The following is a 16,076-nucleotide window of genomic DNA, read 5'->3' as shown; positions in this document are numbered from 1 at the left end:
CCCACTGCTACAGCAGCCGCAGTACCGGCAATTTTCTTTAGAGCCATACGACGCGAATTATTATTAGCCATCTTTTTCTTCTTACAGAAGGTTAAATCAAGATATTTTATTCTTTAAAAGTAAGTATTTATAGGTAAAAACAAAAGAAAAAGCAGCCGAAATACAAAACCTATTTCAATTAAAGTACCGCTACAGCAAATTAGATTTCAAGAATATTTTCGCTACTTAAGTCTTATTTGCTTTTTATTTTCCCCAAGCCTTTACCGTAATGCCACAGGAGAATATTTTATGTTGAAATACCTAAGCCGGACCAATAATACATAAATGAAGCCACTATAAAGTTGCTTTATGAAAAGCGGCTAGGTACTTATCTATGTAAATGCTTTTGGTGCGGGCCTTGTACTGCATTACAAACCGGGGGTGCTCTAAGGCCACAATCTTTTCGAAAAACTTTTGCTCCGCGTTGAGTTGCCGCAGGAATTTCTCGTTTTTACCGGTGCCAAAGCAAAAACAAACATTGGTGTTAATGCCAAAGGAAATTTGCTGGCGGATGCTTTGAATAATAAAGTCGTACACGGCGGCGGTGAGTTCGCGGCTATCGTAGTAATTGTAATTTACTTCTTTACCGTTCTTGCCTGTAGCCGTAAAGCCGAGCGGACAAATAGAATTAATGTAAAACTTCTGGTAAAATGCCGCCGGGCCGCCGTAAGCATGAATAACATCGTACACAAAAACCGACGAAGGCTCGTGCGTTTCTTTACCGGTATAGGCAATACCACACTCGTTTTTTAACCGCTTCGAATCGGTGAACGGTACGCCCGTAACGCCGCCGCCAAACCGGCCCGGATTAATGCCCAGGATCAAATGGCGGGAATTGGTATCGTGGTAAAACTTGTGGTAGAAGGCAGATGATATGGGAATAATTTTCTCGTCTTCCCGGAACGGATTCATAATATTGATGCCCGGCGGCAATACCCCGGTAAAATTCAGATTTTTATTAAACCGGATTACTTTATCGGCAAAGGATTCTGTCATGCTAAATGGGAAAGTTCACCGGTTTCTTCCGAAACCTGGCCGAAATGCGGGTTTTGAATAATGCCAAAAATATTGCCAAATGGGTCCAGCAACGTGGCTACGTAAATTTCGCCGCCCACTTCCCGAACCGGTTTGTGTTCCTGGGCTCCTTTTTCGATTAAACTTTTGTAGGCTTCGTCTATATTGCGTACGCCCCAGTAGGCTTCTACATTGCTGCCTGTAGTTACGTTGGTTGGATCCGGATCGAGACCCAGTTCAAAGCCTCCCACGTTAAAGCCGACGTAAAAAGGCTCATCAAAATAAGGCAATATATTTAAGGCGGCGCTGTACCAGGCCTTGGCTTTGGCCAAATCGGGCACGTGGTATATTACGGTTCTTAACCCTTGAAACATAACTAGCTGGTTTAATGATGATGAATATTTTACCTTTTAAAAATTACTTGCTGGCCGATACGGGTGGCAGCGGGCTGTTGCCTTCTCTTACTTTCTGGTAAAACAACAAGTGGTATTCCAGGGCATAGCCCCAGTAAGGCCAGGTGTGGGCCCCGGGTCGCTCAATGTATTCGTGGGGCGTTTTGTTATACACTAACCGGCGGTGCAGTTCACGGTTGCTCTCAATCAGAAAATCGTCCACGCCGCAGTCGATTAATATTTTAACGTCATTTGCCTTCAGAATATCGGCCATATACACCACCGAGTTGGCTTTAAACTTATCCAGGTTCTGTTCTTTGGGGCCGAGTAATTTTTCGATGCTTTGGTTCAGGTTTTTGGCTTCCATGCCCGATATATCCAGGGCCCCGCTCATGCTGCCGGCAGCACTATAAAGCTGCGGATGCCGCGCCGACAAGTACAAAGCGCCGTGGCCGCCCATGCTCAAACCCGAAATAAACCGGCCGTCGCGGGATTTAATCGTACGGTAATCATTATCTACGCGGTCTACTAATTCTTTCGTAATAAACGTTTCGAATTGCGTTTTTTTGTCCAGAGGGCTATCGAGATACCAACTGCTGAAGCCGCCATCGGGCGTTACAATAATCAGGTTGTATTTATCGGCCAGGCGATGTAGCAATTGCTTGTCGGGTGTTTTGGTGAGCCAGTCGCGAAAATTGCCGCTGTAGCCGTGCAGTAAATACAATACCGGCAAGCCGGTTTTTGCTTTTTTATACGATTGCGGCACCACTACGCCCGCCCGCAGAGTCTTGCCCATGGCGGCACTTTGGATGGTTAACGTATCGACCTTGGCTGCCAGCGAGGTGAATGAAATTAAAAAGCAGAAAAGGGAAAAGGTATTTTTTAAGAATTTCATGTTTTGCTAAAAACGTATGCCGGTAAAAGGTTAGTAAGGGTAATGTTAAGCAGATAAGTTTTTAATCCCAAATTTAGGTTTACCCGCTATTAATTAGCCGGGGTGAGCAAAAACGCTACGCTGCCACCCATGGCCGCCTCGGGAATTTTGGTTATGGCAGCAGCATAGCGCGGATTTTGGTATTGCCGGGTGGCTTCCAGCAGCAAGGGCAATAAAGCACTATAATTAATTTCTTTTATTTGTTTATGCGGCCACTTTTTTTCGCCGTTCAGAAAAGGCAAAAAGTAATCTAGGGCGGGCCGGATACCTTTACCATCCGGGGTTGTATATTGCCATAAGTCTACGCCCACGTGCTGCCCCAACGAGGCTAAATCGAAAAAAGCCTGCAGATTCATAACGCTGTAGTTAAAAGAAAGCGTACGGGCCAGTTCGTGCGGCTGCGAACCGTCGAGTTTCATTTGCGTAGCAATGCGCTTGATTTTTACTTCTTCCAAAACTTTTTTGGCTAACGGTTTATTTCCCGAGAAAAGCGCGAAAGAGGCCAGTTGCACATCGTACCAGGTACCGTGGTTGTTATGCTCATCGGCCTCGTCTATGCCCAGCGGACTCTTTTGGAGCCAAACCAGGAATTCACCAAACCATTTTTCCAGCCCCTGCTGATCGGCTCTGGTCCAGGCTTTGGCGCCGGCCAGTAAGCCCACCGCATCTACCAGGTACGGCAGGTGGTGGGTATCTATAATGCCAATGCCCCGGCCTTTGGTAATACCCGGAATGGCCTGTCCGAAATTTAAATTAGGATTCATGCGGGTAGCCTCGTCGAGGAACCAGGTGCGGATTAAGCTGGCCGCGTGCGTTGCGTATTTTTCGTTCTGGCTGAAATAATAAGCATAAGCTAAACTAAGAACGGCTTCCTGCATCTTTTTCAATTCGTCGTTATCGCCATTTTTATACCGGTCTGGGTTTACCTCGCCGTCGCGCCGGATATAAGGTAGGCCATCGGCTTTCTGCGGATCAGGCCACCAGTAAGGCCCGACGCTCATGTAATCGTGTTTATCTTGGCTGGGTGGCAGGGTTTGCTTGTGCATTACAGTAAACGGACCGCTTTGCAAGGCTTTATTGGCCTCGGCAATCAGCTTCCTATATGCCTGAGTAGTGGCGGCATCACCGGCTTTTAATTTTTTAGCCGCAAGTTCCAGGGCGGCCGGTTCCAGAATAAAAAGGCGGGGTTTCTGGGTTGGTTGCGGGAAAGCCGCTGCTGGTATTGTAAAAGCAAATAGAAAAAGGATTAACCAACGTACAAGCGTAAAGCGTTTTGGGAATAGCATAAATATTTAGAAATTAAGGCTAAGCAATGGTTTTGTACTATTGCTAACCGACAGCTGCTTTTTAGAAAGTGGTCGGAAATATTTAAAGTAATAGTTGATTGAGAAATTTACCACCCTTATTCCTCTTAAAACAGGAGGCGTGCTTCTTTTAAATTTTAAAATACAAAATTTAATTTATTGACTTACCTAGGAGGTTGCTTTTATCCAATCATTAACAATTCTGGATAGGTCTGGTTTTCTATTTTCAATATCTGCCAAATTACCGAGTGTTGCAACAGCCCGGTCATTTTCTTTCCAGGTTAATAATCCGGAATCATCGGTTATAAGTTTACCTTTTGGTTGCTCCTTAACCTTTGCTCCCCGGTGAAATATTAACTGGATTTGTTTCGGCGGTTGGATTCGCATGGTTATGCGGTCCTCACTGTTAAAGGAATAATTAGGTCCGTTCCATTTGATACCTTCTTTAATGTCTGGGTTGGCGTTCAGAATTATAATCCGCAGTTGTTCAATCTCTTTTCTAAACGGATGATTTAAGTTGTCCAGAAACTCAGTTACTTCACCGTTTAACTTAATTACTTGGTCTGGCATTTTGCGCTATTCTTGTTCGAATATTCTGATGTTACCTATCCTTAATTTTTACGACCAACCATCCCGGAACATTAACGCTGCTGTTAAAGGCAGGATATTTTTTATGTATCACAAAAATGAAAATACGGCAGCTCTCCGCTTACAGCAACAGCAGATTTTTTTCTTTAATTAAAGCTTTTAGCTCGGGAGGCAAACCAAAATGCTCGTCTATAAAATCATCCAGTACTTCTTTGGTTTGGGCCGATAAAAGCTCCGATAGTTCATCGGCAGCGCGGCCGCTAATCATGTAAGGCGCCAGGCCAACGACCATATTGGTCCCGTCGCAGTGGGCGATTAGCTGGTATTCGGTTTCGTCGGCAATAGCGGTATTTTTCAGCAGGCAGGTGCTAATATATTCCAGGGGGTCCGGCTCTCCGGGGCGAGCTAATAATTCCTGCCGGTGGGTTAAATCGGCGTGCGCCATAAAATAGCTTTCGATGCGGGCCAGCGATTCTTTAGACATACTTTGGCGCATTTTTTCGGAACAAGGCAAGCACATGGCATATTCAAAGGCCACATCGGTAACTTGGGTATTGGGGTACCGGATAATGGCTTTCTCGATCATGTACTGCGTACCGGGTAAAAGCAAATAAGTGTTGCAGATAACACAGGTATCGAACGGCTCGCCGGTGGCATAACTGTAAAACTCCTTGGGCAAAGGTACAGCAGCAGGCGTTTGGTTTCTTTCGGAGGCTTCCATTCCTATAAAGATTAAGTTTAATGCTTTTCGCGGGTTGCTGTTATTTTATCCATTACCTGCGCAGTGCGGGCCGCCGATTCGCCGGTGCTCGGGCACGTACCTTGCCCTAATAATTCCGCAACCATCTCCTGAATTAATGGCTGCTGCACGTGCTCAGGGTATGGTATCTGCATTTCCTGTTTTCCGGCTGCGGTTTCTAGGGTAATAATATCGGAATCGAAGGTAGAATAGGTAATACGGCCGGTACTGCCAATTATTTCGGTCTGGTCGGTGCGGGCACTTTCGGCAACGGTAAAACACCACAGCCCACTACCTTGTACTCCGGAGGCAAAAGAGAAGTTGGCGGTTACAATATCTTCGGCGGGGTATAAACCTGCCTGATTCGCTTTGAGGCCCTGTACCTGGGTTATCGGCCCAAAGAAAAAATCCATTAAATCGAGCTGGTGCGAAGCCAAATCAAAAAAGAGGCCGCCGCCCGATATTTCGGGTTGTACGCGCCAAGGCAATTCATTCGCATCTAAATCGGGTTTGGGCGGGTGGTATAACCTAATATTTACCAGGCGTACTGCCCCAATAGCGCCGGTAGTTACCAGTTCTTTCACCTTCCGGAATATAGCCTGCCCCCGGCGGTAATAAGCCACAAAAAGCGGTACCCGGACCTGCGCACAAGCATCTATCATTTGCCGGCACTGGTCATAATTCAGGGCCATGGGTTTTTCTACGTAAACCGGTTTGCCGGCGGCGGCTACTTTTAAAGTATATTCCAGGTGGGAGCCCGGTGGGGTGGCAATATATACGGCGTTTACTTCGGGGTCATTAATTAACTCATCGGCGTTGGCGTACCAGCGGGGTACCTGGTGGCGGCGAGCGTAGTCGGCGGCTTTGGCGGCATCGCGCCGCATAACTGCCACTAACCTGGATTGGGGGATTTTTGAGAAAGCGGGGCCGCTTTTCTTTTCTGTTACATCGCCGCAACCAATAATGCCCCAACGGATTTCCTGCATAAACAATCTGGTTTAGAATACCGGGGTAATATCCTAAACCTTTGCCGAATACCCAAACCGAACGCCAGAAACCAGGCAATATTTAGGCTGGCATAAAAAAGCGGAAGACTTAAATCCGCCGCTTTTAAAATGAATAAGTCTTTATTTACCCGTTACCGCCGGTAATAACCCGAAACTATTTTTTGCGAACTTACCGCTGCAAATTGCTTTCCGGCTACTTGACCAAGTGCCAGGTTTAATTTTTTTACGTGCCGGGGCCGCGAAATATTCAGGTAAATATTGTTCAGTTTTTCTTCGTAAATTAATTCGTTATGGCGGTTATAAAACCGCACAATAGAGTAGTCGCGCTGCTTTAGATTGGTTTCTACTACCCAGTAGTTTTGCCCGGCAGGCTGCTGCGCAAAAGTACCGGTTATAACGCAAACCCCGAGTACCAGGGTCAGCCATATTATTTTTAAGATGTTTTTCATAGTCAGGTATATTTAAGGCCGGTGCTTATAACTAAATATAACCTTTTTAAAAAGCGTATGCGCTTATATTCGCCGAACGTGCATTTGCTCCGGTCAATCAACACATTGAGGCAACTAAACAGCTTCTATATAGGAATTTTTCCGTTTAGGTATTAAATTCGGTAGTTTGTCTACAAAAGAATTATATATTGGATTATTAGACCTTAATTTTGTAAATTACGCATATTTATAAAACCAATCCCCTGCTGCATGTCGCCCTTTACCCGGTACAACTTCATCTTTTCAGACGAACGCCGATATCGTCTGAGCCGGCACATTTTGTTCTGGTCAGTATGCGTAATTTTCTTTACGCTAATTTATGGTAGCCGGCCGGCTGCAACCGATGCCAACGGTAATCTCATTTTAATTAACTCTTATGCTTTGTCGTTTTTCGAGGCAATTGCTTTTTTGCCCGGCCACATGCTGCTGAGTTATATTATTATGTATGGTCTAATTCCGCGCTTTCTGTTTAAAGAAAAATACCTGGCTTTCCTGGCTATTCTGGCGGGGTCGCTGTTTTTAGAAGCGCTGGTTTCTTACCTGGTTACGGTTACTGTGGTAGTGCCTTTCCGGGTTTCGCTAGACCTGCCTACGCCCAGCAGCCAATTTTATTCAGCCATGTTGGCGGGTTTACGAGGCGGTTCTACGGTAGCGGGCTTTGCTGGCTTTATAAAACTGGGTAAGCACTGGTACCTGAAAAACCAAATGGCGCAATCCCTGGAACGCGAAAAACTGAAAGCCGAATTAAAATTACTCAAAGCCCAGGTGCATCCGCACTTTTTATTTAATACCCTAAATAATTTATATTCGCTTACGCTTACTAAATCGGGGCAGGCCCCCGAAGTAGTGCTAAAACTGGCCGGCTTGCTGCGTTACATGCTTTATGAGTGCGATGTGCAGAAAGTACCGTTGGTAAAAGAAATAAAGCTTATTCAGGATTATATTCAGTTGGAAGAACTGCGGTACGGCGAACGTTTGGATTTATCGGTAAATATTAAAGGCTGCCTGGAAGGTAAAATTATTGCGCCGCTTATTCTGCTGCCCTTCCTCGAAAACAGCTTTAAACACGGCGCCAGCGAAGAGCTGGACCAAGCCTGGATTAGCCTGGATTTATCGATTCAGGAAAACAAACTCAAATTTAAATTAATTAACGCCGTACCTCCTTCGCCGCTATTTATCAGCGAGCCGGAACTGGTCGCCCATGGCATTGGCCTCGAGAATGTTCGTAAACGCCTCGAACTGCTTTATCCGGGCCGTTACGAATTAAAAACTATAATGGAAGCAGAAACTTACCTGGTGTCTTTAAGCATGGACCTCGATGCTGTTGGTTCGCTGGTAGAACCTGCCACTTCCGTTATGTCACCCAAAATTTTAGTAAAACCTGCTACTGAATTAACTGCTTAGAATACCATGAAGATCCGCTGCCTGCTCGTTGACGATGAACCACCAGCCCTGACTGTTTTACGATCTCATATTGCCCATGTACCCATGCTGGAGGTAGCCGCTCAATGCCACAACGCCATGCAGGCTTTCGAAATATTGCAGAGCCAGCCCATAGACCTGATGTTTCTGGATATCCGAATGCCGCAAATGTTGGGGACCGATTTTGTCAGAACCCTCCGCAATCCGCCCAAAATAATATTTACCACGGCTTACCGCGAATACGCCCTGGACGGCTTTGAACTGGATGCCGTTGATTATTTGCTTAAACCTATTTCGCTTGAGCGGTTTATGCGGGCCGTACAAAAGGTTTGCCGTCCCGAGGTGCCCCTCATTAATAGTCTGCCGCCCGTGCCGAGTAACCAAACTGTTTCCGACCGGTTTTTATACTTCCGGGTAGACCGTAAAATGGTTAAAGTAATGGTCGACGATATTCACTACATTGAAAGCCTAAAAGATTACGTGCGCATTGTTACCGCCAGCAAACAAATTATCTCCAAACAAACCATCACTTCTTTAGAAGAAATGTTGCCCGAAGACGGCTTTCTGCGGATTCACCGTTCTTTTATTGTAGCCCTCGATAAAATAGATTCGTTTTCGCCGACCCACGTAGATGTAGCCGGTAAAGAACTACCCATCGGCCGTCATTTTAAACAAGATGTAGAGCGGGTACTGGTACGGGTGGCTTAACTCTCCTGGACAAGAACATTCGTATACCCCGGCTGTAATAGCGGGGGTATACAGATAAAATTTAACATACCTTCTGTTGGTATATTGGTTAAAGTGGCACTACTTTAACCAGTACCTGCCCATCGCGTTCCCAGGCGCATACGGCACTTTTACCGCCCGGTAAGGCTGCCAAGGCCGGGTAAGCGCCTTTGCCTATATTTTGCACCGATAAACTGCCGGAACGCTGCAATAATATTTCGCCGTTTTGCTGCCAGGCTACCGCTGGACCTTGCACTGTTTCTATTAATACCGGAGTTCTGCCTTCACTTAACTTTTTTTCTGGTAAACCCGGCAGCGCCGTAAATATTTCCTTATCGCGCCGCCAAACCGTATTTATTTTACCATTGGCATCCACGGCCAGGTCGCCGCCGTCCATGGGGCAGGCATTCAGTGGCCAGGTTCCTATGCCTAATTTCTGTACTTTTTTAAAGTTCCGGCCATTATCAGCAGAACTTAGCAAGTACATATCCCGTGAACCATTAAGCCAGTTCCGGAACATTACATGCACATTGCCTTTTACATCGGCGACAATGGTTGGCCGGCAGCACTCACAAACCGATTTATCCGGCGAACGATATAATAATTTATTTGCCGTCCAGCTTTGACCACCGTTTTCCGAAGCAGCACCATAAATTTTATTCTTGCGGTCGTTCCGTAAATCGAGCCATACAGTATAAACCCGGTCTTCTTTACCGGCCGCCAGTCCCACAAAACCTTCTTTGGCCACGGTATCTACATCGTTTATTTTGGCAGGAGCACTCCATTTACCCGTTTTATGGGGCATACGAAGGGCATAAATATTGCCAGCAAAGGTAGCTGCCGCGATTACCGTATAATTAGGGGTAACAGCAATCTTGGCTCCCCGGCTGCTGGCACTCGCCAGCTTAGGCAACGTGGCTATTTTTACCGGCTGAGTAAAAGATTTTCCATTATCCGCGGAAGTCACATAATACAAGTTATCGGCCTGGCCAAAAACAATTTTAATCTGACCTTTAGTATCTACACAAACATCGGGCTGTTTACCAGCCCCAATAGTGGATTCGGTGGGTGATTGAGCCTGGTTAAAGGCTACCTGACCCCAAATAACCAGCAACACGGCTGCTATTACTACTAACTTTTTCATGTTTATACTTTCAGAAATTATATACTACCAAAAGTGTATAGCGTAAAAACAGCAAACCCGGGTGAAACTAACCCGGGTTTGTATAACTTTTACAAAATAATTTTTTAAGCCGCTTTGCTCCGCATTTTGTGGCCGGCTACAGCATAGTACCAGATAAATAAATAACAAGGCACCATAATCCAGTAAGCCTGCTGCGGATTAATTTTATCGGCCAGATAGCCATACAGCAACGGTATAACCGCACCACCCGCAATAGCCATAATTAAGAAAGAGGATCCTATTTTAGTAAACCTTCCCAAATCGGCAATAGCTAAGGGCCAGATAGCCGGGAAAACCAAGGAATTGGCCAGTCCTAGTAGAGAAATGAATAACACAGATACAAAGCCATCAGTAAAAATGGCAGCCAAGGCCATTATAATGCCCAATATAGCTGATATTTTTAGTGCTTTCTCTTGGGTAATAAACTTCGGAATGGTAATAATGCCAATAAAGTAACCCACAATCATAGCCACCAGGGTACAGGTGGTAAAGAATTTAGCCGTAGATAATTCGATGCCTTGCGAGGCGCCATAACTAATAACGGTATCGCCGGCCATTACCTCTACGCCCACATAAAAAAACATAGCCACGGTTCCCATAATCAGGTGCGGAAACTGCAGAATGCTCTTTTTATTTGTGTTAGCGGCGGCTACGGTTTCATCTTCCTGGTCGGTATCTATCTCGGGTAAAGAAGATTTATAAACAATCATTGCGAGTATTACCAACACCACAATCATAATAATATATGGCGTAATAACGCGGGAAGCCAGTAAATCTAACTCGGCCGCTTTCTGCACCAAGCTCATGGTACTCAATCTTTCCACCAAGGCATCAGCATCTTTCAGCGCAATGGCTCCCAGAACGATAGGAGCAATGGCGCCAGCCACTTTATTACAAATACCCATTACACTAATGCGTTTGGCGGCGCTTTCGCGGGGCCCCAGGATGGTGATGTACGGGTTAGCGGCCGTTTGCAGCACCGCTAAGCCGGTTCCCTGAATAAAGAGGCCTAATAAAAATAAGCCATACGTCCGGGTCATGGCAGCCGGAATAAAAACCAATGCGCCCACACCCATTACCAGCAGTCCCACCGACATTCCCCTTTTAAAACCCGTGGCTTTTAACACCCAGGCCGACGGAATAGCCATTACCAGGTAGGCTATGTAAAAAGCAAATGCTACCAGGTAAGACTCAAAATTATTTAATTCGCACGCAATTTTGAGATAAGGAATGAGTACAGAGTTAAGCCAGGTTACAAAACCAAAAACGAAAAACAGCGCGCCAATAATAAAGATGGGCTTATTGGAACTACTACTGGCCACTGCCGTAACCGGGGCTGCAGATTTTGATGCAGAAACTTTTGTCATGTGATGCAGGTGATTTTAAGGATAATGAAAGCTTTTGATTTTAAGGGTAGCCCCGCAGCCTGCAATATTAAAGCAAAGAACCAGACTAATTTCCTGGCAATTTTATAAGCCGGCGGCATACCTTTTCAAACTTAATCAGAATTAAATAATATACAAATTAAAATTTTAAGAACTGTGTGCCCGTACACGCAAAAAGTTTACAACCCTTCTGAGTCGCTTTTTTAAGGCTTTTACAAAATTTCAACCGAAGGAGCAGAAACCTGCTTTTTATTTAGGTAAATACCTACCTGATGCCCTCGTTAATAACCAAACAGCACGGCTTTACAACTTCTGAAACCATAAACAAACAACCGGCCGGAGTTAATTTTTCCAACAAAATATCCGGTAATAAAAATGAATAATGAGCAGCCGGGAAATATTCCTTTCTGGTTCTTAAAAATCAAGCGTTAACCGCTGTTGCCGGCTGGTGTTTGTTCTTATCCTGGAAAAGCAGCAGAAAGAGCACTACTACCACAGCCGCTATAGCCGCCGGAATGAGCCAGATGATTTGCCAGTTGTGTCCGCCCGCCGGCAATTGCCATTTATCTACTATAACGCCCGAAATAAGTGAGCCGATTAGCATACCTACGCCGTAAGTAGCCAACGTAATTAAGCCTTGGGCCGCACTTTTAAACCGCTCGCCGGCCAGCTTATCGGTATAAATCTGCCCGGTTACAAAGAAAAAGTCGTAGCAAATGCCGTGCAGCACAATTCCTATAATCAGCATCCAGTAGTTGCCGGCGGTATCGCCGAAAGCAAATAATATATAGCGCAGTACCCAGGCAAACATGCCCAACGCCAGCATTTTTTTAACGCCTAACCGCGCAAAAAAGGCCGGCATCAGCAACATAAACAGCAACTCCGATACTTGCCCAAAAGATTGCTTGGCTGCCGCCGAGCTCATGCCCAATTCGTTTAAAAACGGATTGGTAAAGTTGTAATAAAAAGCTAGCGGAATACAAATAGCCACCGACGACAAGAAAAACAACAAGTAAGACCGGTTTTTTAACAGGCCCAGGGCATCTAACCCTAAAATATCCGACAAAGAAGCTTTGCCGCCTTTTTTTACCGGCGGGGTGGCCGGCAAGGTAAAACTGAACACGCCCAGCACCGCCGAGGCAATAGCAGCCATTTTAAATGTAAGGTCCAAAGAGCCGTTCTGTTCCCAGTTTAGCCAGCCAATGGTAAAGCCCGCCACAATCCAGCCAATGGTGCCCAGTACCCTGATTGGCGGAAATTCTTTGCCCGGCTCCTGCATTTGCCGGAACGATACCGAATTAACCAGCGCCAGCGTGGGCATATACAAAATCATGTAAACCAGAATAAGCGGGTAAAAGCTATCGAAATCTGTAACAGAGGAGGCACTCCAGAGCAACGCCGCCCCAATCAGGTGCAGAATGCCCAGGATGTATTGCGCCGAGAAAAACCGGTCGGCAATCAGGCCAATAATAAACGGCGCCAGAATGGCCCCGATGGATTGGGTTAAAAAAGCTACCCCTACCTGCGTAGCGCTGGTTTTAAGGTTGTTGAGCAAAAAAGTACCCAAGGTTACAAACCAGGCGCCCCAGATAAAAAACTCCAGGAACATCATAACCGAAAGCTGCAAACGAATGCGGGTTTTCATAGGCGAAGGAATATTCAGCCTACAATCTAAAATATTTTACCGCGCCAACAAAAAGCCGTAGTTATTTTTTATCGCCGATAATTCCTTAAATTTCCCCGGTTTAGTTTTCTTCTAATCTCACACGAACTTTATATGCCGGTAATTATCGGGTTAGATATTGGCACCTCCAGCACCAAGGCCATTGCTTTCGATGAGCAGGGCAAAGTACTTTCTTCGGCTTACCAGGGCTATGCTATTCTGAACCCAGAGCCAAATTACAGCGAGCAGGACCCAGATGAGGTTTTCCGGGCCGTACTGCTTACTTTACAGAAAAGCACCAGTCAGCTTAACGGAGCCACCCCGGCGGGTATTAGTTTTAGCAGCGCCATGCACAGCCTTATTGCCATTGATGCGCAGGGCAAGCCTCTAACCAATTGCCTGATTTGGGCCGATAACCGCAGCCAGGTGGAAGCCGATGCTTTACGGGCGACGCCCACCGGCTTGAATATTTACCACCATACCGGCACGCCCATTCACCCGATGTCGCCGCTGTGTAAACTCCTCTGGTTCCGGCAGCACCAACCCGAACTGCTTCAGCAGACCCATAAATTTATTTCGATTAAAGAATATGTGTGGTTTAAATTTTTCGGGCAGTTTAAGATAGATTATTCCATTGCTTCGGCTACCGGCTTGTTCGATATTTATACCCAAACCTGGTACAAACCGGCCCTGGCTGCTGCCGGTATTAGCGCAACCCAATTATCAGAGCCAGTAAACCCTTTTTACCAGGTGGCTGGTTTGCCCCCGGAATATGCTACACTTACTGGTTTGTCGCCGAACGTACCTTTTATTATAGGGGCCAGCGATGGCTGCCTGGCTAATTTGGGTACGGGCGCCATTGCACCGGGTCAGGCGGCTTTAACCATTGGTACCAGCGGCGCTATCCGGGTAACTGCTCCCCAACCGGCTGCCGATCCGCACCAACGTTTATTCAGTTATATTTTAGCACCCAACCAATACATAGTAGGCGGACCGGTAAACAATGGCGGCATTATTTTGCGGTGGTTCCGCGATAACTTTGCCGAAGCTGAAAAAGCCGAAGCAGCGAAATTGGGGGTAGACCCCTATGATATTCTGAGCAAAGAGGCCGCCACCGTACCAGCCGGCTGCGAGGGTCTGCTTTTTTTACCCTACCTGCTCGGTGAGCGGGCACCCATTTGGGATGCGCAGGCCCGTGGTGTTTTTTTCGGGGTTAGTATTACCCACACCAGGGCTCATTTTCTGCGCGCCGTTTTCGAAGGCATTCTGTTTGGTATTTACCAGGTGGGGCAGGCCCTCACCGAAACGACCGGCTCCATAGAAGTAATTTACGCCAGCGGCGGCTTTGCCCGTTCGCCGTTTTGGGTGCAGTTGGTAGCCGATATTTTTAATAAAAAAGTAATTTTGGCCGATACCTTCGAAAGCTCGGCCTGGGGAGCCGCCATTATGGGCTTACAGGCCTTACACCTAACTCCGGCTGCCACGCAGTTACCAGACCCCAGTGCCCATCAGCAGGAATATTTACCAAACCCAGACCACCATGCGGTGTATATGCAGAACTTTTCTATATTTGAAAAGCTCTATCCCTTGCTGAAAGACCAACTGGCCGCTATTGGTAATTTGCCGAAAGAATGATAGTTTGCCGGTAAGCACTTAAGTCCTAAGCACAGTTTTTCAAATTGATTTTGTAAATATGTTGCCTGACGCACACCATCTATTTTGGTTTCCTTTTTAGTAGGGAGCCAGGAGCTGATTAATATACTTAGTAAAAAATCGGAAAAATTAAACAGTCGGGAATTACCCGGGCCTAACCAATTTATAACAAAAAACAAAGCCTATGCCGCTGATACTCGTTGCTGCCGCTGTACTCACGTTATTGCTGTTAATGATTGTTTTCCGGCTTAACGCTTTCCTGGCGCTGATTATGGTGGCCCTGGGTTTAGGTTTAGCCGAGGGTATGACAGCCAAAGCCGCCATTCTTTCGGTGCAGAAAGGCGTAGGCGACACCCTGGGTTCGCTGGCACTGATTCTAGGTTTTGGAGCGATGCTGGGTAATTTAATTTCGGAGAGTGGGGCTGCCCAGCGCATTACCTACAGCCTGATGAAAAAGTTCGGGATTAAATATATTCAGTGGGCGGTAGTGCTAACGGGCTTTTTGGTAGGCTTGCCCATGTTTTATAATGCCGGTTTCGTGCTCTTAATTCCGCTGGTATTTAGTATTGCGGCTTCTACGGGTTTGCCGTTGCTGTACGTGGGTTTGCCCATGGCGGCGGCACTTTCGGTTACCCACGGTTATTTGCCGCCGCACCCCGGCCCCACTTCTATTGCCATTTTGTATAAAGCCGATATTGGCCTGACCTTGGTCTACGGCATTATCATTGCCATTCCGGCCATAATTGTGGCGGGGCCGTTTTTCAGCCGGTTTACTAAAAAATATAAAGCCTCGCCGCCCCCAGGCCTTGCCACGCCCCGCGTTTTTACCGAAGCCGAAATGCCGGGTTATGCCAACAGTGTGTTTACAGCTTTGTTTCCGGTATTGCTCATGGCGGCTTCTACCATCATCAGTTTAACCTTACCCGAAACCTCGCCTTTGCGCCGCGGCTTTGATTTTATCGGCGATCCGGCCATTGCCCTGCTTTTGTCGGTGCTGCTGGCAATTTTTAGTTTGGGCCTGAACCGGGGCATGAAAATGGATGCTATTATGAGCATCGTATCGGGCTCTATTGGTAGCATTGCCATGATATTACTGATTATTGGCGGTGGTGGCGCCCTGAAACAGATATTAGTGGACAGCGGGGTAGGCAGTTATATTACCGCTCTGGTCAGCGACATGACGCTTTCGCCGTTAATATTGGCCTGGGGTATTGCCGCTTTGCTGCGGATTTGCCTGGGCTCGGCCACTGTGGCGGCAATTACCACAGCCGGTATTGCGTTGCCCGTTATTTCCAGCACCGGTGCCAGCCCCGAACTAATGGTACTAGCCACCGGTGCCGGCAGCCTCATGTTTTCGCACGTAAACGACCCCGGCTTCTGGATATTTAAAGAATATTTTAATCTGAGTATTCCCGATACCATCGCTACCTGGTCTATCATGGAAACTATTGTTTCGATAATGGGCTTGCTGGGGGTACTGCTTCTAAATATGGTTATCTAATCCCGAATTAATCTTTTTACCTAATAATTTTCCGCAAT

The 16,076-nt window shown here is 46.5% G+C and carries 15 protein-coding genes; 4 read left to right on the top strand and 11 right to left on the bottom strand.

Going from position 1 to position 16,076, the window contains the following annotated elements; genetic code table 11:
• Nucleotides 1-333: 333 nt before the first annotated feature.
• From AAE02nite_RS16785 to AAE02nite_RS16750, 8 genes are all read right to left on the bottom strand, one after another.
• Nucleotides 334-1,035, bottom strand: a complete 702-nt coding sequence (locus AAE02nite_RS16785) for a uracil-DNA glycosylase family protein (protein WP_146900115.1) — start codon at nucleotides 1,033-1,035, stop codon at nucleotides 334-336.
• Nucleotides 1,032-1,427: a VOC family protein gene (locus tag AAE02nite_RS16780; protein ID WP_146900112.1), complete on the bottom strand. Its 396-nt coding sequence runs from the start codon at nucleotides 1,425-1,427 to the stop codon at nucleotides 1,032-1,034. Before AAE02nite_RS16780 ends, AAE02nite_RS16785 begins: the two co-directional genes overlap by 4 nt.
• 43 nt (nucleotides 1,428-1,470) lie before the next feature.
• On the bottom strand, nucleotides 1,471-2,340 hold the full coding sequence (locus AAE02nite_RS16775) for an alpha/beta hydrolase (RefSeq protein WP_146900109.1): 870 nt from the start codon (nucleotides 2,338-2,340) through the stop codon (nucleotides 1,471-1,473).
• An 89-nt stretch (nucleotides 2,341-2,429) separates the two neighbouring features.
• Nucleotides 2,430-3,665: an alginate lyase family protein gene (locus AAE02nite_RS16770; protein ID WP_146900106.1), complete on the bottom strand. Its 1,236-nt coding sequence runs from the start codon at nucleotides 3,663-3,665 to the stop codon at nucleotides 2,430-2,432.
• Nucleotides 3,666-3,851: 186 nt separating this feature from the next.
• Entirely contained in the window at nucleotides 3,852-4,253 is a 402-nt protein-coding gene (locus AAE02nite_RS16765; protein WP_146900103.1) for a DUF1801 domain-containing protein, read from the bottom strand.
• A gap of 139 nt (nucleotides 4,254-4,392) precedes the next feature.
• A complete protein-coding gene (locus AAE02nite_RS16760; RefSeq protein ID WP_146900100.1) occupies nucleotides 4,393-4,992 on the bottom strand; it encodes a hypothetical protein in 600 nt (199 codons plus the stop codon).
• Between the two features lie 17 nt (nucleotides 4,993-5,009).
• Nucleotides 5,010-5,996, bottom strand: coding sequence for a Gfo/Idh/MocA family protein (locus AAE02nite_RS16755; RefSeq protein ID WP_146900097.1), 987 nt, complete (start codon nucleotides 5,994-5,996; stop codon nucleotides 5,010-5,012).
• Between the two features lie 152 nt (nucleotides 5,997-6,148).
• Nucleotides 6,149-6,466 (bottom strand): hypothetical protein, encoded by a 318-nt coding sequence (locus AAE02nite_RS16750; RefSeq protein ID WP_146900093.1) that lies wholly within the window; start codon nucleotides 6,464-6,466, stop codon nucleotides 6,149-6,151.
• A 249-nt stretch (nucleotides 6,467-6,715) separates the two neighbouring features.
• Between AAE02nite_RS16750 and AAE02nite_RS16745 the strand changes: the two genes are divergently transcribed.
• Nucleotides 6,716-7,909, top strand: a complete 1,194-nt coding sequence (locus tag AAE02nite_RS16745; RefSeq protein WP_146900090.1) for a sensor histidine kinase — start codon at nucleotides 6,716-6,718, stop codon at nucleotides 7,907-7,909.
• Between the two features lie 6 nt (nucleotides 7,910-7,915).
• Nucleotides 7,916-8,635, top strand: a complete 720-nt coding sequence (locus tag AAE02nite_RS16740) for a LytR/AlgR family response regulator transcription factor (RefSeq protein WP_146900087.1) — start codon at nucleotides 7,916-7,918, stop codon at nucleotides 8,633-8,635.
• Between the two features lie 88 nt (nucleotides 8,636-8,723).
• On the opposite strand, the gene AAE02nite_RS16735 is transcribed toward AAE02nite_RS16740, so the two are convergent.
• The 3 genes from AAE02nite_RS16735 to AAE02nite_RS16725 all read right to left on the bottom strand — a co-directional run bounded on the left by AAE02nite_RS16735 (nucleotide 8,724) and on the right by AAE02nite_RS16725 (nucleotide 12,866).
• Nucleotides 8,724-9,797 (bottom strand): sialidase family protein, encoded by a 1,074-nt coding sequence (locus AAE02nite_RS16735; RefSeq protein WP_146900082.1) that lies wholly within the window; start codon nucleotides 9,795-9,797, stop codon nucleotides 8,724-8,726.
• A 104-nt stretch (nucleotides 9,798-9,901) separates the two neighbouring features.
• On the bottom strand, nucleotides 9,902-11,203 hold the full coding sequence (locus AAE02nite_RS16730) for a sugar MFS transporter (RefSeq protein ID WP_146900079.1): 1,302 nt from the start codon (nucleotides 11,201-11,203) through the stop codon (nucleotides 9,902-9,904).
• Between the two features lie 439 nt (nucleotides 11,204-11,642).
• Nucleotides 11,643-12,866, bottom strand: a complete 1,224-nt coding sequence (locus tag AAE02nite_RS16725; RefSeq protein WP_146900076.1) for a nucleoside permease — start codon at nucleotides 12,864-12,866, stop codon at nucleotides 11,643-11,645.
• A 132-nt stretch (nucleotides 12,867-12,998) separates the two neighbouring features.
• Between AAE02nite_RS16725 and AAE02nite_RS16720 the strand changes: the two genes are divergently transcribed.
• A complete protein-coding gene (locus AAE02nite_RS16720; protein WP_146900069.1) occupies nucleotides 12,999-14,519 on the top strand; it encodes a gluconokinase in 1,521 nt (506 codons plus the stop codon).
• Between the two features lie 202 nt (nucleotides 14,520-14,721).
• Nucleotides 14,722-16,038, top strand: a complete 1,317-nt coding sequence (locus tag AAE02nite_RS16715; protein WP_146900065.1) for a gluconate:H+ symporter — start codon at nucleotides 14,722-14,724, stop codon at nucleotides 16,036-16,038.
• Nucleotides 16,039-16,076 lie beyond the last annotated feature (38 nt).

It is taken from the genome of Adhaeribacter aerolatus (assembly GCF_007991635.1).
Taxonomy (GTDB): domain Bacteria; phylum Bacteroidota; class Bacteroidia; order Cytophagales; family Hymenobacteraceae; genus Adhaeribacter; species Adhaeribacter aerolatus.
The sequence above is the reverse complement of the archived record's forward strand: the minus strand, read 5'-3'. Positions and strand labels throughout refer to the sequence as shown.